General features: G+C 38.5%; 20 protein-coding genes. 11 read left to right on the top strand and 9 right to left on the bottom strand.

The genetic code is table 11. The features are described from left to right. The first annotated feature begins 44 nt into the window (after nucleotides 1–44). Nucleotides 45–446: a malonate transporter subunit MadL gene (gene madL, locus F931_RS10390; protein ID WP_005069782.1), complete on the top strand. Its 402-nt coding sequence runs from the start codon at nucleotides 45–47 to the stop codon at nucleotides 444–446. Nucleotides 447–490: 44 nt separating this feature from the next. Further along, nucleotides 491–1,252 carry a malonate transporter subunit MadM gene (gene madM / locus F931_RS10385; protein ID WP_031945515.1) on the top strand — a complete coding sequence of 254 codons (762 nt, stop codon included), beginning with the start codon at nucleotides 491–493 and terminating at the stop codon, nucleotides 1,250–1,252. Nucleotides 1,253–1,306: 54 nt separating this feature from the next. Here the strand turns inward: madM and mdcR are convergent, their stop codons facing one another. The 5 genes from mdcR to cioA all read right to left on the bottom strand — a co-directional run bounded on the left by mdcR (nucleotide 1,307) and on the right by cioA (nucleotide 6,436). Next, nucleotides 1,307–2,224 (bottom strand): LysR family transcriptional regulator, encoded by a 918-nt coding sequence (gene mdcR, locus F931_RS10380; protein WP_016141321.1) that lies wholly within the window; start codon nucleotides 2,222–2,224, stop codon nucleotides 1,307–1,309. 100 nt (nucleotides 2,225–2,324) lie between these two features. After that, nucleotides 2,325–3,743 (bottom strand): aminotransferase-like domain-containing protein, encoded by a 1,419-nt coding sequence (locus tag F931_RS10375; protein WP_016141320.1) that lies wholly within the window; start codon nucleotides 3,741–3,743, stop codon nucleotides 2,325–2,327. 98 nt (nucleotides 3,744–3,841) lie between these two features. Continuing rightward, complete coding sequence (locus F931_RS10370) at nucleotides 3,842–3,976, bottom strand: hypothetical protein (RefSeq protein ID WP_000749813.1); 135 nt, start codon at nucleotides 3,974–3,976, stop codon at nucleotides 3,842–3,844. Nucleotides 3,977–3,990: 14 nt separating this feature from the next. Continuing rightward, on the bottom strand, nucleotides 3,991–4,998 hold the full coding sequence (cydB, locus tag F931_RS10365) for a cytochrome d ubiquinol oxidase subunit II (RefSeq protein WP_016141319.1): 1,008 nt from the start codon (nucleotides 4,996–4,998) through the stop codon (nucleotides 3,991–3,993). Then, nucleotides 4,991–6,436 carry a cytochrome ubiquinol oxidase subunit I gene (gene cioA, locus F931_RS10360; RefSeq protein WP_016141318.1) on the bottom strand — a complete coding sequence of 482 codons (1,446 nt, stop codon included), beginning with the start codon at nucleotides 6,434–6,436 and terminating at the stop codon, nucleotides 4,991–4,993. The genes cydB and cioA overlap by 8 nt, the downstream gene beginning before the upstream one ends. A gap of 643 nt (nucleotides 6,437–7,079) precedes the next feature. On the opposite strand from cioA, the gene F931_RS10355 reads away from it, so the two are divergent. The 4 genes from F931_RS10355 (at nucleotide 7,080) to yaaU (ending at nucleotide 12,541) form a co-directional block, all read left to right on the top strand. Then, complete coding sequence (locus F931_RS10355; protein ID WP_016141317.1) at nucleotides 7,080–7,898, top strand: hypothetical protein; 819 nt, start codon at nucleotides 7,080–7,082, stop codon at nucleotides 7,896–7,898. 118 nt (nucleotides 7,899–8,016) lie between these two features. Then, nucleotides 8,017–9,312, top strand: coding sequence for an acyl-CoA dehydrogenase family protein (locus tag F931_RS10350; protein WP_016141316.1), 1,296 nt, complete (start codon nucleotides 8,017–8,019; stop codon nucleotides 9,310–9,312). A gap of 176 nt (nucleotides 9,313–9,488) precedes the next feature. Further along, on the top strand, nucleotides 9,489–10,880 hold the full coding sequence (locus F931_RS10345; RefSeq protein WP_016141315.1) for an LLM class flavin-dependent oxidoreductase: 1,392 nt from the start codon (nucleotides 9,489–9,491) through the stop codon (nucleotides 10,878–10,880). Between the two features lie 194 nt (nucleotides 10,881–11,074). Beyond that, nucleotides 11,075–12,541 (top strand): MFS transporter, encoded by a 1,467-nt coding sequence (gene yaaU, locus F931_RS10340; RefSeq protein WP_016141314.1) that lies wholly within the window; start codon nucleotides 11,075–11,077, stop codon nucleotides 12,539–12,541. A gap of 58 nt (nucleotides 12,542–12,599) precedes the next feature. Here yaaU and F931_RS10335 read toward each other — a convergent pair whose 3' ends face one another. After that, complete coding sequence (locus tag F931_RS10335) at nucleotides 12,600–13,784, bottom strand: hypothetical protein (protein ID WP_016141313.1); 1,185 nt, start codon at nucleotides 13,782–13,784, stop codon at nucleotides 12,600–12,602. Nucleotides 13,785–14,224: 440 nt separating this feature from the next. On the opposite strand from F931_RS10335, the gene tauA reads away from it, so the two are divergent. Genes tauA through tauD form a run of 4 tightly spaced genes read left to right on the top strand, consistent with a single transcriptional unit; the run spans nucleotide 14,225 to nucleotide 17,825 of the window. Then, nucleotides 14,225–15,265, top strand: a complete 1,041-nt coding sequence (gene tauA / locus F931_RS10330; RefSeq protein ID WP_025470323.1) for a taurine ABC transporter substrate-binding protein — start codon at nucleotides 14,225–14,227, stop codon at nucleotides 15,263–15,265. A 9-nt stretch (nucleotides 15,266–15,274) separates the two neighbouring features. Next, the gene (gene tauB, locus F931_RS10325; protein ID WP_016141311.1) at nucleotides 15,275–16,069 is read left to right on the top strand and encodes a taurine ABC transporter ATP-binding protein; all 795 of its coding nucleotides are present in this window, start codon (nucleotides 15,275–15,277) and stop codon (nucleotides 16,067–16,069) included. Beyond that, nucleotides 16,066–16,935, top strand: coding sequence for a taurine ABC transporter permease TauC (gene tauC, locus F931_RS10320; RefSeq protein ID WP_016141310.1), 870 nt, complete (start codon nucleotides 16,066–16,068; stop codon nucleotides 16,933–16,935). The genes tauB and tauC overlap by 4 nt, the downstream gene beginning before the upstream one ends. Before the next feature lie 8 nt (nucleotides 16,936–16,943). After that, nucleotides 16,944–17,825 (top strand): taurine dioxygenase, encoded by an 882-nt coding sequence (gene tauD / locus F931_RS10315; protein ID WP_016141309.1) that lies wholly within the window; start codon nucleotides 16,944–16,946, stop codon nucleotides 17,823–17,825. Between the two features lie 65 nt (nucleotides 17,826–17,890). Here the strand turns inward: tauD and hyuR are convergent, their stop codons facing one another. Both hyuR and pucI read right to left on the bottom strand, forming a co-directional pair. Continuing rightward, complete coding sequence (gene hyuR, locus F931_RS10310; protein ID WP_016141308.1) at nucleotides 17,891–18,625, bottom strand: aspartate/glutamate racemase family protein; 735 nt, start codon at nucleotides 18,623–18,625, stop codon at nucleotides 17,891–17,893. Then, a complete protein-coding gene (gene pucI / locus F931_RS10305) occupies nucleotides 18,622–20,091 on the bottom strand; it encodes an NCS1 family nucleobase:cation symporter-1 (protein WP_016141307.1) in 1,470 nt (489 codons plus the stop codon). Before pucI ends, hyuR begins: the two co-directional genes overlap by 4 nt. Before the next feature lie 395 nt (nucleotides 20,092–20,486). On the opposite strand from pucI, the gene F931_RS10300 reads away from it, so the two are divergent. Further along, nucleotides 20,487–21,227, top strand: a complete 741-nt coding sequence (locus F931_RS10300; protein WP_080649475.1) for a GntR family transcriptional regulator — start codon at nucleotides 20,487–20,489, stop codon at nucleotides 21,225–21,227. Between the two features lie 48 nt (nucleotides 21,228–21,275). Here the strand turns inward: F931_RS10300 and F931_RS10295 are convergent, their stop codons facing one another. Then, the gene (locus tag F931_RS10295; protein ID WP_016141305.1) at nucleotides 21,276–22,166 is read right to left on the bottom strand and encodes a LysR family transcriptional regulator; all 891 of its coding nucleotides are present in this window, start codon (nucleotides 22,164–22,166) and stop codon (nucleotides 21,276–21,278) included. Nucleotides 22,167–22,189 lie beyond the last annotated feature (23 nt).

Genomic DNA, 22,189 nt, shown 5'->3' with positions numbered 1-22,189 from the left:
AAATTAAAAATTGATTAATAACCCAAGGATATGAGGGACTTACAATGATTATTTATGGAACAGCAATATTAGCGATCTGTCATTTATTAGGTGACTATCTTGGTAATACCCTAGGAATGCTATTAGGCGTTAAAGCGAATGTCGGTGGAGTCGCTATTTCGATGATTCTGTTGATTTTATCTAAAGAATTATTGGCAAAAAAAGGTTACTTACCTCAAGTCACACAATTTGGCGTTTTGTATTGGTCAGGTATGTATATTCCGATCGTGGTTGCGATGTCAGCGGGTCAAAATGTGGTTGCAGCTTTATCAGGTGGCATGTTAGGGCTAATTGTCTCTATTGCATCGTTAATTGGTACGGTTTTAGTCATCCGTTATTTAAATAGAATTAGTGGCGACTATGAAACTTATGAATGGACAATAGAAACCAAAGAAAAAATAGCCTAAGCAAACATAAACTACAAAAAGTTCAATCAAAAAGGAATTAAATGATGGACGCTATAATTGCTGTGTTATCAAAAAATGCATTAGTTACTGCTCTTGCAGTAACGGGTTTAATGATGTTCGTTTCCCATTTACTTTCAAAATATTTGACGAAAGGAAAACTACAAAGTTCTGCAATCGCGATTACTTTAGGTTTGATTGTTGCTTACTTTGCCGGAGTTTATACGCAGGGAACCAAAGGTGTTTCGGACATCGCTATTTTTTCTGGCTTTGCGTTATTGGGTGGAGCCATGATTCGTGATTTAGCGATTGCTTCAACTGCATTTGAAGTTGATGTGAAAGAAGTGAAGAAAGCAGGCAAAATTGGTCTAATCGCATTAATGCTTGGTTGCGTTGTGCCTTTTGCAATTGGGGTTTTGGTCGCATGGGGCATGGGCTATAGAGATCCAATTTCGATGACAACGATTGGTGCAGGCGCAATGACTTATATTGTCGGTCCAATTACAGGAACTGCCATCGGCGCGAGCTCTGATGTGATCGCACTTTCTATTGCAATTGGGTTAATCAAGTCAGTTTTCTTTATGGTAGGGACTCCACTGCTTGCGAAATTTATGTATCTAAAAAGTCCACGCTCTGCCATGGTATTTGGTGGTTTAGCAGGAACAACTAGTGGCACTGCTGCAGGCCTAGCTGGCACTGATGTACGATTGGTACCTTATGGAGCTTTGGTTGCAACCTTCTATACAGGACTTGGCTGTCTACTTGGACCTTCTGTATTTTTCTTAACGGTTAATGCAATTTTTGGATAAATTTTTGAAAATCGCACAACGGCAACTCATTATTCTTTAATAAGTTGCCGATATTTATCTTTTAAAATTAGTGGCAAACATTCGACATTCAGCAATCAGCGCAAGTAAGTTAGGGTCGCGCTCTTTACTTTTTAAAAAGACCAGACCGATTTCTTGTTGCATATGATATTGCTGTTTTAAAGGAATAAGTTTTACTGAACTTTCATAAACAGCAGAAATACGGCCGGGTAGTAGAGCAAAACCGACACCTGAGCTGACCATACTAATGAGGGTAAAAATATCATTGACCTGTAAAGCAACTTTAGGTGAAAAACCAGCTTTTTTAAAAATGATGTCGCTGTCGTTATGAGTAGCAAAACCCTTAGTTAAAGTTAAAAAAGTTTCTTCTTTTAAAAGGCTTAAATCAATATCGTTAAAATCGGCATATTTAGAATCTTTATTGACTGCCAAAAAAATGTCGTCTGAAAACATTGGCAAAATTTCAAAGTCATCATCTTGGATGGTTTCATTTAAAGCCACGATAATCGCATCAAGCTCAGTTGCTTTAAGCTTTTTCACCAAATCCTGATTTGAACTCAGCAACAGTTGAATATCAAGCTCACTACGTCTGAGCTTAAGACCGCTAATCACATTTGGAATTGTGTTTACAGTCAGAGAATAAAGCGAACCTAAATGTAAAACTTTGGCTGCAAAACCAGCGGCTTCTCTGGTTTTATTTACGGTGATAAAGATGTCTTGTACGATTTTTTGTGCGCGTTCTTCAAAGACATAAGCACTTTTTAAAGGAATGAGGTTACGGCCTTCATTTTTAAAAAGAGGACAACGTAAAGCACTTTCTAAAGAGTGTAAGGCTTTATGAACACTGACATTACTCAGCTGCATTTCTGTGGCTGTTTTAGACAAATTTCCACAGCGCATAAAAGCTAAAAAAATCTGTATTTTTTTAAGGGTAAGTTCTTCATCAATTTCCATATTAATTCCTTGAACCTGTTTCCCTTAAAACGATAGATTTGAGCTATAAAGTTACCACAAAATAAAGACTATAAAATTGCGCTTAGGTCGAAGTATTTCTTTAGATACTTGCTTCGACCCTTTGTTGAATGGTTTTAATCACTTGATCTAATGCGCTTTGAATTTTAGTGTTCCATTCAAAAGAGCAATTGATTCTCAAATAATGCTGTTGTGCAGGTAAAACACTAAATAGAGGGCTTGGCGCAACGCCAATATCTTGCTGAATCAACTCTTCATAAACTTGCATACTGTCTAACGTACTAGGAAGTTTGACCCATAGAAAATAGCCACTTGGGTAGTAATATACTTCGCAAGACGTAGGTAGATGTTGCTTTAAATAATGATAAAATTGCTTTTTATAACGCTCAAGTGAAAGTCTAAGTGTACGCAAGTGCTTTTCATAATGATGATGAGATAAGAACTCAACCAATGCATTTTGAATGAGTGCATTCACTGAAATGGTACTCATGAGCTGTAAGTGTTGAATATGGTCTGAAAATTTACCCGCATAGACCCAACCAACCCGAAAACCAGCCCCTAATGTTTTAGAAAAAGAAGAGCAGTGAAGCACCAGATTTTGTTGATCAAAATACTTCATTGAAAGTGGTTTTTTGCCACCATAAAAAAGCTCTTCATAGACATCATCTTCAATCAAATAAATTTGGTGTTCGTGAAGCAGCTTGGCAATTTTATATTTAATGTCATCACTAACTGTAAAACCAATCGGGTTATGGGCATTCAGCATGAGCCAACAGACCTTGATAGGATATGTTTGAATAACCTGTTCAAAAGCCTCTAGATCAAAGCCATGTTGAGGATGTTCAGGAATGGTAATCACTTTAAGCCCTAAACGCTCGGCAGCTTGCCAAGCGCCATAAAACACAGTTTGCTGTAATAAAATATAATCACCGGGTTGAGCAACTGCTTGCAGCGAAAGGTTTAGTGCATCCAAACCACCTGATGTAATGACAATGTCATTTGGATCGGTCTGTATGCCTTGCATACAGTAGCGCTGAGCAATTAATTTTCTTAAGGCTAAATTACCGGGAGGCAAACTGGTGGTCTGGTCATAACTTTGTCTTTGACGGGCAAGCTGTCCCATAATTTGAATAAGTTTGGGGGCTGTTAGAAGTTGACTATCAGGAAAAGCTGAGCCAAAAGGTACGACAGACTCATGTTGAATCGATTTAAGATATTTAAAAACTAATGAGTTAATTTCAATTTTAGAATTCAGTGAAACAACTGAATATTGCTCTAAAGGTTTAAGTGCAATTTGCTCGGCAACAAAGTATCCAGATTTTTCTTTTGAATAGATCAGACCTTGTGATTCAAGCTCCTGATAAGCATTCATTACGGTCATTAAACTAAAGCCAGAGCGTTGTACCTGATCTCTTAATGAAGGTAATTTTTCATGTGCATTTAAAGTGCCACTCTCAATGAGTTGGCGAATGCTATGAGCGAGTTGTTCTGATTTATACATGTATGAGCTGCACGAAATAACAAAATGAAAGATGCACTTAATCAATAATAAATGCCGTTTGCAGAATCTACAAACGGCATTTGTTTAGAACAATAGATTTACTTTAAGTAAGGGGCAGCATAAATCAATATAACTTTAAACAAACCAGCAATCACAGCTAAGGCTAAAAAACCACCCAGCCATAACAGAATAAACCATTGAGTTTGATTGAGTTTAACGGATGACTTTTTCATAAAATCCTCCATACTTAATGATAACCTTCGTCACCTACACGCACTTTGTCACGGAATACCCAATAAGAGACAATGGTGTAAGCAATAATAATTGGAATCAGAATTAACGCACCGACCAAAGCAAACATCTGGCTTGAATGAGGCGCTGCTGCCTGCCAAATGGTGACGGATGGCGGAATAATATAGGGCCATAAACTAATCACAAAACCAGTAAATGCGAGGAAAACCAGTGCCAATGTATATGCAAATGGTTTAAGGTCATGATCCTGCTTTTTACATGCTGATAAAATCAGACCAACAAATAATAAGACCAAAATAGGTACAGGGCTAAAATAGAACAGATTTGGTAAAGAGAACCAGCGATCTGCAATTTCAGGATGAGTCAACGGCGTATATAAACTTACGCCACCAAAAATGATCAGCAGTGCAATAATCAGTTTTGGCATAAGCTCATACATGCGTTGCTGTAAGCCTTTTTCAGTTTTTAAAATAAGCCAGCCACAACCCAAAGTGGCATACATCGCAACTACGCCAATACCTGTGAAGACTGTAAATGGAGATAACCAATCAAATGGGCCACCAGCATAAATACCATTTTCGGTTTTAATCCCTTGGATATAGGCACCTAAAATAATCCCTTGTAGGAAGCTGGTTAAAACTGAACCCCAAATAAAGGCTAAGTCCCACAGATGCTTGGTACGGTGAGCTTTAAAACGGAATTCAAACGCAACGCCACGGAAAATCAGGGCAATGACCATGAAAATAATAGGCAGGTAGAGTGCCGATAAAACTGTTGAATAAACCAGTGGAAATGCTGCATATAGCCCAGCACCACCGAGTACCATCCACGTTTCGTTACCATCCCAGACAGGGGCGACTGTATTCATCATCACGTCACGTTCTTGGCTATTCTTAATGAAAGGGAACATAATCCCGATTCCTAAGTCAAAACCATCCATGACCACGTAAATCAAAACACCTAAACCAATAATACCGACCCATATTAAAGAAAGATCAATCATGATGTTTCTCCCCAGATTTTTGATTATCGTCAATGTTTTCATCGACAGCACTGAGTGGACGCATTGGTGTTTTAAAGTGTCCAACGCCACCAGATTCAATAGTTGGTGTATCGATAAATACAGGGCCTTTATTAATGAGTTTTAAGGTGTAGTAAATACCGCTACCAAAAACGATGGTGTATACCACCACAAAAATAAAGAGACTTAGACCCACCTGATCGGCAGAAACTGTATGTGAAAGCCCATCTTTGGTTCGCATAATGCCGTATACAACCCACGGTTGACGGCCGACCTCAGTGGTAATCCAACCTGCAAGCATTGCCACATAGCCCGCAGGCCCCATTAACAAAGCGAATTTATGGAACCATGAAGTTTCATAGAGTTTTCCACGCTTACGTAACCAAAGCGCAATGAGTGACAGGGTGACCATGAGTACACCAAGACCCACCATCACACGGAAGCTCCAGAAAATAATGGTTGAGTTTGGACGATCTTCAGGTGCAAACTCTTTTAAACCAGTCACTTGACCATCTAAACTGTGCGTTAAAATTAAACTACCCAAATATGGAACGCCCACTTCAAAGTGGTTACGCTCTTCTTTCATATCCGGAATGGCAAATAACAATAATGGCATCGGCTCATTGTGATTGGTTTCCCAGTGACCTTCCATTGCAGCAAGTTTGGCAGGTTGATGTTCACGAGTATTTAAACCGTGGTTATCGCCAATCACCACTTGTAAACATGAAGTCACAAGTACCATCCAAAGACCCATCGAGAACGATTTTTTTACTAATTCATCACGACGGCCTTTTACTAAATGCCATGCAGATGTTCCGACCACCAATAATGATGAAACCAAGAAAGCGGCAGCACCCATGTGGGCAAAGCGGTAAGGGAAGGATGGGTTAAAGACAATAGCAAACCAGTCTTTTGGCACAATAATGCCATTTTCAATGGCAAAGCCTTGAGGTGTCTGCATCCAACTATTGGAAGATAAAATCCAGAACATGGAAATACATGTTCCGATGGCAACCATAAGTGTTGCAAAGAAATGGGCCCGAGGACCAACACGTCCCCAACCAAATAACATAATGCCTAAGAAACCTGCTTCTAAGAAGAAGGCACTCAAGACTTCATAGGTAAGTAAAGGACCAGTAATACTTCCGGCGACGCGTGAAAATTCACTCCAGTTGGTACCAAACTGGTAACTCATGACCACGCCCGAGACCACACCCATACCAAAGGCAACGGCAAAGATCTTAATCCAGTATTTAAATAGATCTTTATAAATCGGGTTTTGGGTTCTTAACCACTTCCACTCTAACACTGCTAAAAAGCAGGCAAGACCGATAGAGGTGGCCGGAAAAATAATATGGAACGATACTGTAAAAGCAAATTGTATTCGTGCTAATTCTAAAGCGGTTAGACCGAGGCTCATAAACTTTCCCCCTGTGAACTAGCTGATGATGGTTGAATGAGTTAAATACTTATTTTCAGGCAACAAAGTATTTTGACGATTAAACTTGCATCTGTGATAAATGTTCTTAGCAAGTAAAATGCCAACAGGGTAAAGCAATATAATTGCTTGATATTTCAAGAGAATAGACTGATTGATTGTTCTCAATCTGTTAACAAAGTTTATGCTTGATGTTGCATTTGTAAAAAAGCATGTTGCATTGAAACATTGATGAAATATCTGGCGATATGCAATAGATCGTCTCATGAAAACTACCTACCTTAAGAAGTTTCCTTAATCATGCACTTACTATCTTTGTATATGTAGATACAGAAATTTTTTATAAAACTATAACAGTCTGGAGCTGTCATGAGGTGTGCTATAGTTTTTTTTCAATTATCTGTAGCTATGTATCCATTCTTCAAAAGTTCAAAATAAATGAACAAGATTTACGAATGGCCAAAATCACTTTCCAAAACAAAGTGAATGCGACTTTGGGTAATAGGCGCAGAATAGTTTCTTCTCTTTTATTCCTTTGTTGTTTTGCGTGAGGTCTGGTTGTTACGTAGGTTATTAAAGACCTGATTTAAGTGTAGCTCTTCTAAAATAGCTTGGATGTTAAAAAATGTTTATTACTTCTCAACTCAATGTCCTGCATAAAATTATTAAAAATCAGCCTATTCCTGCATCTATATTGGCTCAGTTAGAGCAAACTTACGTTAATTTTGAAGCTACTTTATTAAGAGCGAAAGTACTTAGAGACTTTTCCAAAGCTGAAACTGTATATTTAATCCAATCTCATATTGAGCCACAGCAAAGTAGCGTGGCCTATCTATTTTCACCTTTTATTTTTGCAAACTTAAACAAGCCTGCCATTTATACGACACCTGCGACTGCACCTGTACTTTCTATTCTCAATAAATATTATCAAGCAGATAAAAAGGTGCTATTTAAGGTGGATGAAGTTTTAGAAAGTCTAAAAATTTATATTGATTTGGAACTTGCAGAGCTTAATGAAGTTGAGTTTATTTATTTAAGCTTAATCAAAGCTCTGTGTCGAAGTGACCTTTCTACAGTTTTTTTAATTACAAGTTTAGACATAGATATTGAGCATTTAGAAGCTCTTGAGCAATTTCTAAAGGTCAAAATTTATTGGATTAAAACGACAAAAGATAAGGACTTAAAAAACTTTAATAGCTTAGAAATGCGGAAATTATTATTCAAAAATAAAGATGAAACCTATGTACAGCTATGTGCACAATTTGCTCAGATGAATGCGAAGCTTGTGGGACTGTGCGACACTTTCACGACGCATCAAATGACTCATTTAATTGATGATATGTTCTATTCAGAGCATATTTTCGAAAAACTATCTGTCTATTCAGAATATATGCAAACCTTATTGCAAAGTCAGCATAGTCTTAACAAGAAAGAGATCGCTTAGCGTTGGCAGGCTTTTGTTGTGCGTTATATAAAGTTTGAATACTGTTATAAAAAAATAATCGTTTTCATGTGAAATAAATATTTTATGGTAAAAGCAAAGCAATATTGGTTTTACTTACATGACAAATTTAAATTTTGAGCATCATCTCGGTTCACTAACGCATGCGGCACTTAGTCAGGCCACAATTATTTCTCGGGTGTGGGGTGAAGGGCCGTCATCACGTTATGATGAGTTGGCACAATATTTCAGACCGACTTTTGCCCGTATTAAAGAAGGGGCTTTAATTCGTGAGCAACAACATATTTTGCCCTATGAACAACTTCAGTGGCTCAAAGATGTTGGTTTTACACGGTTAAGACTTCCCAAAGCTCATGGGGGCTTTGATGCCACTATTCCTGAATTATTTGCATTGCTCATTGAACTTGCAGAGGCCGATTCAAACTTACCGCAAGCTTTGCGTGTGCATTTTGGTTTCACTGAAGATGTGTTGGTGAGTAAAGATAAAGCTTTCCAACAGCGTTGGCTTAACCGAATTGCCAATGGTGAAACGGTGGGTAGTGCTTGGTCAGAAGGTGGGAAAGAGTCAATTGATCAGTTTGAAACTCATCTATATCGGGATAGTGACGGAAAAATTCGTATTAAAGGTCAAAAGTACTACACCACAGGCAGTCTATATGCAGACTGGGTTGAAATTGGTGTAACCGATTTAAAGGGTGAGTCTGGCTCGGTGGTTGTTCGCCGTGAAGATGAGGGTGTTGAAATTGTTGATGACTGGAATGGCTTTGGTCAGCAACTCACCGCAAGCGGTACAGCATATTTCCATGACGTATTGGTCGATGAAAGTGAAATTTTACCTGACGATGACCGCTTTAAATATTCAGCGGCTTACTATCAACTGGTCCAACTGGCAATTATTACAGGTCTAGGACGTGCTGCAACCTATGATGTTTCTCAAGCTGTTGCTAAACGTACCCGAAACTACACGCATGCAAATGCCCAATTTGTAAAACAGGATCCGCAAATATTACAAGTAGTAGGCCAAATTCGTAGTGCGGCTTACAGTGCAGGGGCGATTGTTGAAAAAGTTGCACAGAGTTTACAGCGTACTTACTTAGCCGCATTTCAAAATAATGAGCAGCTTGAAGAAGAGCAAAATGCGATTGCCGAGCTTGAAAGTGCACAGTCTCAAACAGTCATTACCGATCTAATTTTAAATGCTTCTACGATTTTATTTGACGCTTTAGGTGCTTCTGCAACAGATAAAGATTTAGGTCTAGATCGATACTGGCGTAATGTACGAACTTTATCTTCACACAACCCGAGAGTATTTAAAAATCGAATTGTCGGGGATTTTAGTGTAAACGGCACATTACCACCTTATCAATGGCGAATAGGGAATGTTGCTAAACAGTAAATTATAGTTTTAGATATTAAGCTGCTATTTTAGTGGCTTAATATTATTTCTATTTGTTAAAATAAATTATAAAAATCTATTAGAATAAAATCATATTTTGTTTGGGGTTTATATTATAAAGAAAACCTGAAAATTGCTTTAGTATAAAAATTAAATAAAATGCTGGTTGATATTTTATGACTAAGAAAATTAGTTTTAATGCTTTTGAAATGAATTGTATTGCCCACCAGTCTCCTGGATTATGGCGACACCCTCAAGATCGATCTGTTGAATATAAAGATTTAGAATATTGGACAGATTTAGCACAAATTCTTGAGCGTGGTTTTTTTGACGGTATTTTTATTGCAGATGTGCTCGGTATTTATGACGTTTATCATCAAAGCGCTGAGCATGCCTTAACAGGTGCAGTACAAGTTCCAGTCAATGATCCGCTACAGATTGTGCCTGCTATGGCAGCAGTCACTAAGCACTTGGGTTTTGGTGTCACGACCTCTATTTCCTTTGAGCATCCTTATCCTTTTGCTAGACGTATTAGCACACTAGATCATTTAACCAAAGGACGAGTTGGATGGAATATCGTGACGTCTTATTTGGAAAGTGGTTCGAAAAACTTAGGTTTAAAAACTCAGGTTAATCATGACAATCGTTATGATATTGCTGATGAATACTTAGAAGTCCTTTACAAACTTTGGGAAGGTTCTTGGGAAGAAGGTTCGGTACTGCGTGATCGTGAAAGCGGTATCTTTGCTGACCATAAAAAAGTACATCCAATTCAGCACGAAGGTAAATACTTTACTGTACCGGGTATCCATATTTGTGAACCATCACCGCAGCGAACCCCAGTACTCTACCAAGCAGGCGCATCTTCACGCGGGCAGAAGTTTGCAAGTCAAAATGCTGAGTGTGTATTTATTGCAGCGCCGTCTAAAATTGCTACTAAAAAAGTGGTGCAGGGCATTCGCCAAAAATTGGCTCAAGAAGGCCGCGACCCGTATTCAGTTAAAATTTATGCGCTTTTGTCGATTGTCACTGATGAAACCGATGCAAAAGCACAGGCTAAGTTTAAAGAATATCAAAGCTATGGAAGCTACGATGGCGCTTTAACATTGCTGTCTGGCTGGTCTGGTGTTGATTTTTCACAATATCAACCAACGGACAAAGTTGAATATATTCAAACCAACGCCATTCAATCTTTATTAGACTCTTATGTAAACGCGGACCCAGAACGTGTTTGGACCATTGAAGAAATTGCAAATTGGAACAGTTTAGGTGGTAATGGACCAGTACTCGTGGGTTCGGCAGAAACCGTTTCGGATGCTCTACAGCAATGGGTTGAAGATACGGATGTCGATGGCTTTAACCTTGCCTACATTTTGGCGCATCAAACCTTTGCCGATGTAGTTGAGTTTATTGTTCCAGAATTGCAAAAACGTGGGGTTTATCAAACATCCTATACACAAGGAACATTAAGAGAGAAATTATTTGGTGCTGGGCCATATTTGCCTGAAAATCACCGCGGTGCAAAATATCGTAATCTAAAGGAATTAAAACTTGCTGAGGCGAGTTAATATTTTGGAAAACCTTTAGATAAATAGCTGGTTAAATGCCAGCTTTTATTTTGTCTTTTTATATCGGTTTTACTGCTGAGTTAATAATGAAAAAATAATTCTATAATTTAGATTAAAACATCAGATTAATTTGTTTTTGTATTATGTGAATAATCATTATTTTGTTTCTGTGATTAAAATACAGGAATTATTAAGTGAGCACACAAGAACTCGATCATAACCATCGTTATGAAATTAAATCTCCCGATGATGTTTCACAATTAATTTCCAAATTTGCAGGGAAGGGTAAATCGAATAAAGTTATTTGGTTGGCACTGATTGGGGTGTTTATTGATGCCTATGATTTAACAACGCTCTCTTTCGGTATTGAGCAAGTCATCTCTGAGTTTTCTTTAAGCCCTGTCATGACTGGGGTGGTGGCTTCAGCAATTGTCTGCGGAACCATTGTTGGTAACCTGATTGGTGGTTGGCTGACAGATAAAATCGGCCGTTATCGGGTATTTATGGCAGACATGGTGCTCTTTGTCATTGCGGCAATTGTCGCAGGCTTTGCACCGAATGTATGGGTTTTGATTTTAGCCAGATTTATTATGGGAATTAGTGTTGGTATTGATTTGCCTGTGGCCATGTCATACTTATCTGAATTCTCCAAATTTAACGGTAGTAGCAACAAAGCAGCACGTTTAGCCGCATGGTGCCCAATGTGGTATGCCGCTTCTTCGGTGTGTTTTGGTCTGGTTTTGGCGCTTTACTTTCTTTTACCGCCTGAACATAGCAATTGGTTATGGCGAGCATCTTTAATTTTTGGAGCAGTGCCAGCGTTACTCATTATTTTTATTCGCGGTAAATATTTAACTGAATCACCTATTTGGCTTGCAAACCAAGGCGATTTAAAAGGCGCAGCTAAAGTTCTACAAGAATCCTATGCAATTCATGCAGTCGCAACAGTTGAAAAAGTGGAAAGAACTACTGAAAAGAAAAAGCGTGAGGGTTTTGCTGTTTTATTTAATAAAACCTATTTGCCAAGAACGATTGTGGCCATTGTGATTCACATTTCGGTGGCATTTCAGTACACGACCATTGCTTTCTTTTTACCTTCTATTTTAACGCGGTTCTTTCATACTGATGTTTTAACAACGATTACCACCACACTTGGGCTTAATTTATTGTTTGCATTTACGGGCGGGCTGTTAGGCGTATTTGTTGCTAGCAGATTTAAATCTCGTCACGTGTTGCTTACAGGTTTTTTACTCCAGTTTATAGCCCTTATTGCCTTAGCATTAATTGGTGAACCCGGCAATAGCTTTTTACTCTACACCGCAATTGGAATGCTGGGTTTGTGGCTTTTTGCCGAAGGCTTTGGGCCTGGGGCACAAATGATGGTTTATCCAACTATGGCTTATCCAGCTTCGATTCGTGGCGTTGGTGTTGGCTTTAACCGTGCAGTAACGGGTGTTGCTCAAGCAATTGCTTTGTTTGTTTTACCGATCTGGATGGCGGGATATAAAACCGATGTTTACCTGATTATTTCTATCTTTGCATTTATTCCTTTAATTGTGATTGGGCTACTGATTAAGTTTGAGCCTACCGCCCAAGATGTCGATGTTATCGATGAGGATAAAACAGAACTTCCTCTCAACAATTCACCAGTAATCGACTAACGTAAAATAAATATCTAAATGAAATAAAGGCCAACACATGTTGGCCTTTATTTTGGAGTTAGAAGTAGTAAGCAAAAATCACAAATGCTTTTTTATTCCATTTATCATTGGTTCCACCAGCTGCAAGGCCTTCACTGTCTCCTAGATATGGATCGTGTTTACCCATCAGCAATTCGGCTTGTACTGTCAATTTTTGATAGTTAAAGGCAATGCCGGGAATAAAACGGGTTGAATCTTTAAAGCCATCTTGTTCTTTTCGATAAGAACTATAGTTCAAGTAAGGACGAACAGAGGTAATGGGGCCAAATTGCTGAGGAAATAAATAGCTGAGCTCGGCTGAATAAATCTGACCTTTGGTTGCCGAGTTAAATGAATAATCGAAACCTCCCAAAGTCAGGTGATCTTTATATTGAGCATCGGCATTATCAATGTCTTGATAACCAGCCAAAAGCTGTAAATTCCATTGGTTATAATTGGTATTACTAAAAACCGAATAGACTTGGCGATCGCCATCTTGTCCTGAACGTTTGTTTTCAATGGTGGAATACCAAAGAGAAGCACCCAGTTGGGTAGAGAAATTTTCTTGGCCTAAGACATTTTTAAAGGTATGAGCACCACGAACTACAATCGAGTTCTTTTCTTTAGTATTGGTGCCTTGTGGTACTGAGTCATCTGCATTGACAGGGTTGATACTAAATCGACTTGAGTCTTTGCTTTTACCTCTATAGGTGCCACCATCGGTAGGATAAAAGGCAAGTTGTGCTTCATTGGTTCCATCATTGAAATCATATTTTACGCCAAGGTTGTGTACATCTTCCCAACCCGCACTATTGGCAATGCCTAAATAATAAGTATTTCCCCAAAATCGACCCAAGCCAAAAGGAACGGGGTTTAAGCCAGCAATAATTTTACTGTTATCATTAATTTTATAACCCAACCACGCATCGGTGAGCCAGTTGGCATCGCCTAAATGTCCATAATACTCATAAACCCGATAATCTAGATGGCCAATCCATTTCGGTGAGTTGTAGTCCAGCCATAATACTGCGTCATTAAAGGAAAATTTACTGGTAGAGGGTTCAGAGTCAAAATCATAAATATATTTAGCCCGAACAGTACCACTTACTTTAAGTTGACCTTCTTCAGCATTGCCAAAGGTAAGGGCTGCATGACTTGAGAGGCTGAATGTAATCAAAGTCGTCGCGATGAATATTTTTTTGAAAGTTGTAGGACGTTTAAACAAGGGATGATTTCTCCTCTTAAAAATAAAAATTAAATTTGCCTCATGTATAAACCAGAAAAAGATTTGTCCAAATCTTAATATTTGCAGAAGATTCAAGATAAAAAGATAATAAAATCTGTACTTTATATAAAAGAATGAAAATTAATTAGATGCAAAACTCTGGATGCGATAAGCAAAAATAAAAATGATGAAATGAGTAGGATAAAATACTTAGAGGATGTGTGTCAGCCTTTTCTCATCTTATCTTTTGTGAATATCGTTTTTAATTATTGATATATAAGTATTTTAATTTTACCGCTAATCTATATGATTGCTTAAAATTTGCTTTTTACCAAAAGATAAAAACTTATAAGTAAAAGTTATTTATAAAAATTAGATAAGCAACTCATATTTTTTTATTTTTCATTATAAAGCCGGCTGAATACCATGAGCTTATATTATTGAAAGATCATGAAATTATGAGCACGAAGACCAAACCGTTGATTATCACGGCAATTGTAGTAGTCGCAATTGTTGCATTTATCGTATGGCAAAATAAAAAAGACAATAATACAAGTGTTTCAGTTCGTGACAACAAACCTGTTGTGATTGCTTATCAAACTGGGGTTGACCCAAGCAAAGTGGCGCAGGCGAATGGGGATTATGAAAAACATAGCCAGCGGACTATCCAGTGGAAAAAATTTGATGCAGGTTCAGACGTAGTTAATGCACTTGCCTCGGGCGACGTGGTACTTGGCAATATTGGTTCAAGCCCACTTGCTGCTGCGGCCAGCCGTGATTTACCGATTGAAGTATTCTTAATTACTTCAAAACTTGGTGCATCTGAAGCACTCGTGGTGAGTAATAAATCAGGGATTAAAAGCCCTCAAGATTTAATTGGCAAAACCATTGCTGTACCGTTTGTTTCAACCACACATTACAGCCTTTTGTCTGCACTGAAACATTGGAATATTCCAGAAGATAAAGTAAAAATTATTAACTTGCGTCCACCTGAAATTTCAGCTGCTTGGGAACGTGGTGACATTGATGCTGCCTATGTGTGGGAACCTGCTTTAAGCAAAGCTAAAGCATCTGGCACAGTCTTAACTGACTCAAAACAAGTCGGTGAATGGGGCGCTCCAACTTATGATTTATGGGTAGTACGTAAAGACTTTGCAGAGAAAAATCCTGACTTCTTAAAAGCTTTTGTCCAAACTACGCTTGAGCAGCTTGAAAAATATAATCAAGACCCAGCCGCTTACGTTAAAGATACCGATAATGTGCAAAAAATTGCGCAGCTCACAGGTTCCGATCCAAAAGATATCCCCCTTTTATTAAGTGGAAATATTTACCTTGACCACGCTCAGCAAAAACAAACGTTAGATGGTGAATTTGCGCAAAATATTTTTGATACAGCGAAATTCTTAAAAGGTCAGGGCAAGGTCGATCAACTGAAAGCCGATTATAAAGGCAATGTGAATTCTTCATTTTTGCAGCCTTAAGGAGTTGTCATGAGTGTATTAGAAGCCAAACATATTCATCTGACTTTTCCTAAACAGCAAAAGCCAGTTTTACAAGACATTAACCTAACCATTAAAGAAGGTTCTTTAACTGTCATTTTAGGTGAGTCAGGTTGCGGCAAAACAACTCTGCTTAATATCTTGGCAGGGTTTCAAAAGCCAAGTTCTGGTGATGTACTTGTAAATCATGAAGTCGTAACTGGACCAGATGTAACCCGCGCTGTCGTATTTCAGGATCATGCCTTACTGCCTTGGTTAAATGTTGCAGATAATGTTGGCTTCGCTTTGCAGTTAAAAGGTTTAAAGCGCGTAGATATCGAAGCACAAGTGAACGCAATTTTAAAAATTGTGGGTTTAAGCCATGTTGAAAAAGCCAATATTTGGGAACTTTCCGGTGGTATGAAACAACGTGTTGGTATTGCCCGAGCTTTGATCAGTCACGCGCCGTTTATTTTATTAGATGAACCTTTTGCCGCCTTAGATGCTTTTACGCGTGAAAACATGCAGCAGCTAGTGCTCGATTTATGGATTCAACAAAATAAAAGCTTCTTTTTAATTACACATGACATTGAAGAAGCATTATTGCTCAGCAATCAGTTGATTCTTATGACAGCCCATCCGGGCAAAATTGTAGAAACTCTACACCTCGATTTTGCTCAACGATATCGTCAGGGCGAATCTATTCGCTCAATTAAATCAGACCCTCAATTTATTCAGCTCAGAGAACAGTTATTTGAAAGTTTAAGGGCACAAAAACAAAGCGGTAAGGAGGCGTTACCTACATGAACACTAAAGATAACGTCTATGAATATGACAAAGCAGAGCTAAAACTTAAGCCAGATGCGCAAACTGAAAATGCTTCATTTCTATCTTCATTTTTTGAAAAGCACCACACTTTGGCAGTTAGCATAATTAGTGTGGGAAGTGTAGTTGCACTTTGGTTTCTCATTACTGCTTTGCATGTCGTACCTGAACTATTTTTACCGAGTCCACAGGCCGTATGGCAAAAATTTATATCGGTTAGCCAAGAAGGCTTTATGAAGGCAACTTTGTGGCAACACTTGGCAGCCAGTATCTCGCGTGTGTTTTTAGCATTGATCGCTGCCGTGGTGATTGGTGTACCACTGGGTTTATGGATGGGCCTGAACAAATGGGTTCGCGCTGTTTTAGACCCTTTGGTTGAATTATTACGCCCAATTCCACCGTTAGCTTATTTGCCATTACTCGTAATTTGGTTCGGTATTGGCGAAACCACAAAAGTACTTTTGATTTTCTTCTCGATTTTGGCGCCCGTCATTATTAGTAGTGCGCATGGTGTGTTAAGCCATCAGCTTAATCGTGAGCGTGCGGCACTGTCGCTAGGAGCAAGTCAGTCACAAGTCTTTTGGCATGTCATTTTACCGACGGCGTTACCTCATATTATTACCGGTATTCGTATTGGTTTAGGGGTGGGCTGGTCAACATTAGTTGCAGCAGAGTTAGTTGCAGCGGATCGCGGTATTGGTTTTATGGTGCAATCGGCAGCACAGTTCTTAATTACCGATACGGTGATTCTGGGCATTATTGTGATTGCGATTGTCGCAGTTAGTTTTGAGCTGTTTTTACGTTGGTTACAAAAACAGTTTTCTCCTTGGTATGGTCAGCAGTTGTAGTAAAGAAGATGAATACAGTAGTAGCAAACTTAAATATTGAAGTGATCAAGCCTACCATTGGCGCAATTATTCACGATATTGATTTGAATGCGTTAAATGAACAAACAACGCAACAAATCCAGCAGGCTTTGCTTGATCATCAAGTCATTTTTTTTCGAAAGCAACAATTAGCACCGCAAGCACAGGCAGACTTGGCACGTAGTTTTGGCAGCTTACATGTGCACCCGATTTATCCTTCAATTGAAGATGTACCTGAAGTGATGGTGCTCGATAGCTGGAAACAAGATTTGCGTGACAATGAACTTTGGCACACAGATGTGACTTTTAGTAAAAATCCACCTTTAGGTTGTGTGTTGCAAGCTATTAAAATTCCACCTGTAGGCGGTGACACGTTGTGGTCGAGTAATACAGCAGCTTTTAAAGGGCTCTCGCTTGAGTTACAGCAAAAATTACGTGGCTTAACTGCAACCCACGATATTCGTAAGTCTTTTCCACTTGAACGTTTTGCCCACAACGAAGAAGAGCGTGAAAAGCTTTTGCAAACATTTAAGCGTAACCCACCAGTGGTTCACCCAGTGGTGCGTACCCATCCGGTTACAGGTGAGCCTTTGTTGTTTGTAAGTGAGGGCTTTACCACTCGAATTAATGAGTTACCTGAACAAGAAAGTGAGCAATTACTTAATTTCTTGTTTGAACATGCGACTCAAGAGCAGTTTCATTTGCGTTGGAAATGGCAAGATGGTGATGTCGCGATTTGGGATAACCGTTGCACACAACATAAAGCACTATTTGATTATGGCGATGCCCATCGCATCATGCACCGTGCAACTATTAATGGCGATGTACCATTTTATAAAGAAGAAAAACAACCAGAGTTAGCAGAAGCTTAATTCTTTTATACTCTATGTTTCAATTCCAACGCCGCATTTTGAGTTGGAATTGAAACAGTAACTCTTTAGCGCAGTCCAAAACCTGACAATATGCCTGTGTAGTTCTTTACAGGAGGCAAGGCCCAATCACCAACTTTGCTGGTTTTTAAATTTAACTGAACTAACATTTCAGCTTGTTTAACTGCTGCTGCAACGCCGTCAATAACAATCACTCCCAGCTCTTTTTGTAGCTTTAGGCATAAATCACTCATACCTGCACAGCCCAAAACAATCGCATCGCTTTTATCTTCTACTAGTGCTTTTTTGCACTCATCTCGTATGGTTCGATAAGCATCTGAGTCAGGAAGCTCCAACTCATCAACCGCAAGGTCACAAGCTCGAACATTTTTGCAAAATGGTGTAGCCCCATAGCGATGAGCCAGATGCCAGCCCATATTCACTGTGCGTTGTAAGGTTGTGACCACACTAAAACCAGTACTGACATAACTTGCAGTTCGCATAGCTGCTTCGGCAATCCCAATCACAGGCGCTGAAGTCATTTCACGGGCAGCATAAAGCGCAGGGTCACCAAAACAGGCAATAACATAAGCATCTACACCTAGAAGTTCACCTTGGTGAATTTCCTCCAGCACACCTACTGCACTTAATGCTTCATCATAATAACTTTCAATTGTTGCAGGGCCCATTTGAGGACTCACTGCAATAATTTGAGTACCAGAACCTGCGACTATCTTTGCTGATGCAGCAATTTTGTCTGTCATGCTTTGAGTAGTATTGGGATTAATAATTTTAATTTTCATTGTACTTTTACCTTCGTCATTGCCGATTTAGCATGGGCAAGCGGTTGGTTAAGAAATCGGTAAATGACAAAACCGAATCCCATCCCAATAAACCATGTGAAATTAGCAAGAGCAGATAATTGTGGTAACAGCACACATAGAATAGGAATTAATGAAGCTGGAATTAAGGCATAAAAGGCAGAGTGGTTATAACCATTTTTGTACCAATACAAGCCTTTAGTATCTAAGGTATATAAATCATCTACCACGATTTTTTGTTTTTTAACGAGGTAAAAATCGGCGAGCAATACACCAAAAAGTGGACCGATAAATGCACCTAAAATATCAATGGTGTAATGGATCACTTGAGGATTATTAAACAAATTCCATGGTGTAATGAAAATTGAACCCACTGCTGCAATCATTCCACCCATGCGCCAGCTAATTTTGCTCGGTGAAACATTAGAAAAATCAAAGGCAGGTGATACAAAGTTAGCGACAATATTAATCCCAATCGTGGCAATCATTAAGGTCAAGCTACCTAGAATCACAACAAAAGTATTATCAAGTTTTCCAACCATCTCGACAGGGTCTGTAATGAGCTTGCCGTAGACTGGAAGCGTTGCCGCAATACACACCACAGTAAGTAAAGAAAAGCCTAAGAAGTTAATTGGTAAGCCAAGAAAGTTTCCCATTTTAATGGCATTAAAGCTTTTACCATAACGAGAAAAGTCGCCAAAGTTCAGCATCGGCCCTGAAAAATATGAAACAACGAGAGCAATAGCACCAATCATGACGGGTACAATCGCAAAACCGTCGTATTGAACACCGCTCAAGTTTAAATCAATATTCTGCCAGCCAGCTTTCCAGATGAGCCATACTGCCATCGCAAACATTACAACGTAGACAGCTGGACCTGCCCAGTCAATGAATTTACGAATACTGTCCATACCAGACCAAAAAACAATCGCTTGCAGTAGCCAAAGCAGCATGAAGCCAACCCATCCTAAATAGGAAAGCCCAAGAAAGCCATAAGTTGAAACATCGGCATAGACCGACCATTCTGGAAAGAACTTTAAAATGACCAATAAAAAGGCACTGGAGGCCAAATAGGTTTGAATGCCATACCATGCGACAGCAATAAGTCCACGGATAACAGCAGGAATATTTGCACCAAGCACACCAAAGGTTGCGCGGCAAATAACAGGATAGGGCGTACCAGTTTGTTGGCTAGACTTGGCAATCAGGTTTGTAAAAAACTGAACTATAGCAATACCGATCAGTAAAGATAAAAGTACCTGCCAGCTATTGAGCCCTAGTGCAAAAAGGCTTCCAGCCATGACATAACCACCGACACTATGAACATCGGACATCCAAAAGGCAAAAATATTATAAGCGCCCCAAGTTTGCTTTTTTAAAGGAGCTAAGTCTTGATTTGTTAGCTTTGCATCATAAGAAGATTTAATTATTGCTTCCGTATTATTCATCTTGAACACTCACTTCTTTAAGATGGAGGCACTTTCAGCAGCATTGTTGTTCTGTCTAAAAGAATGAAATTAAAATTGTGTACAATTTGATATTTATATTGTGCACAATTTTAATTGAGCAAAAGTTATGCCAAATTTAGGAAGTAGTGTTTATGAGTCATTAAAACTGGTATGAATTTTGGATATGAAGGGATAGATTTATAAACTGAGACGTGCTTATTTTTTATAAAAAGTAAATAAATTTAGGTGTATAAGTGGATATTTAGAGATTTAATATTGAATTATTCAGCTCAACATAAGCATGGTGAGAATGAGAGAAATATTTCCAAACGCTTAAGTTAAACTTACACTATTCAAAATAGATAAAGTTCTAAAAAGAGGAGACATTAATAAAAATGGAGAAATCAATGTCATCGAATGCACCAAAAAAAGCCGTAGAAATGAGCAATGATGAAATTGATGACCATATATATAATGCAATTGTAGATGCTATTTTAAATCGACAACTCGCACCTGGCGCACGTTTGGTTGAAGCACCTTTGTGTGAAGCATTTGGTGTAACGCGAGGAGTATTAAGACGTGTTTTCGTGAAACTTGCACATGATAAGGTGATCGAAATTCAGCCCAATCGTGGGGCACTCATCGCAAAACATAGCCTTGATGAAACAAAAGAAGTCTTTGAAGCACGCAGCATGCTTGAAATTGCTACGGTTAAAAAGCTAGCTCAAAAGTCACATAACCTAGATTTTAGTGAGCTTCGAGGCTTAGTAGACCAAGAGTCTCATGAGCGTTTAGCTGGCAATTGGGCTGAGTGGATTAAGCTATCAGGTCAATTTCATTTAAAGCTGATTGAAGCAAATCAAAATACGATCATGACCAATTATTTGCAGACACTTATTGCGAGGACTTCGTTATTAATTGGCTTATATGAAATTCCTAAACATAATAATTGTTCGGCAGATGAACACCGTGCAATTTTAGATGCCATTGAACAAGGTGATGAAAAACGAGCAACTCAATTGATGGAAGAACATTTAGAACACTACGCAACCACATTTATTGAAGAAAACAGTACAGTATCTGCCGAGCAAAATTTATTAAATTTATTTAAAAATAAGAAAATTGAAGCTATTTAAACGAGTTAAAAGTATTGGGCCAATTCTTATGAATTAGGCCCAGTTTAGTTATCTTATAGGAACGATTTGTTGCGTCAGAAAATCAATAAATAGTTTTACTTTCTTCGATAGAATTTTACGGTTTGGCCATGTCACATATAAGTGAAGGGGTTGACTGGTGTAGTCCTCCAAACACTTCTGTAATTTACCTTCTTTGTAGTAAGGTTCAGCAATAAACTCAGGAAGAAAGACAATACCGTGGTCTTTTAGGCACATATCTAATAATAATTCACCATTATTACAAGTCATCACAGGGAAGCAATTAAAGGACACTTCTTTCTGATCTTTTTGAAAAATCAATTTTTTATGTCGGCTATCTTGATAGTAAATTAGAAACTTATGTTCTTTAAGTTCTTCTAATGAGTCTGGTAATCCATGCTGATTAAAATACTCAGGTGTTGCATATAAGTAGCGTTGATAGGTATTTAAAATTTTACTATTTGCCAAGTTTGGAGGAGAGCCATCTACACGAATGGTTAAATCAAATTTATTATTATTCATATCTAATAGCTGATCAGTCATGAATAAATCAATTTTGATGCTGGGATATTTCTCTATAAAGTCTGAAATGATCTGTTGAAGAAAAATATTGCTAAAAGACATTGGGGTATTGAGCTTGAGTTCACCTTCAGGATATTGCTGGTTATAGCTAATTTCATAGGCAGCCCACTCGAACTCACTTAAAATGACTTTACTATGCTGATAAAACTTTTCCCCACAAGAGGTGAGGTTCATCTGTCTGGTGGTGCGGGTTAATAGTGTGGTTTTTAGGTCATTTTCGAGGTAGCAAACACGTTTGGCAACCAAGTCGCGAGAGATATCGAGTGCTCTAGCGGCACTACTAAAATTCCCATGTTCTACGACACTTACAAAAGTCGAAATACAGTCTAATCGATCCATGGATAAGCGAAAGTTAAAAAAAT

The sequence above is a fragment of the Acinetobacter pittii ANC 4050 genome, from assembly GCF_000399685.1.
Taxonomy (GTDB): domain Bacteria; phylum Pseudomonadota; class Gammaproteobacteria; order Pseudomonadales; family Moraxellaceae; genus Acinetobacter; species Acinetobacter pittii_E.
The sequence above is the reverse complement of the archived record's forward strand: the minus strand, read 5'-3'. Positions and strand labels throughout refer to the sequence as shown.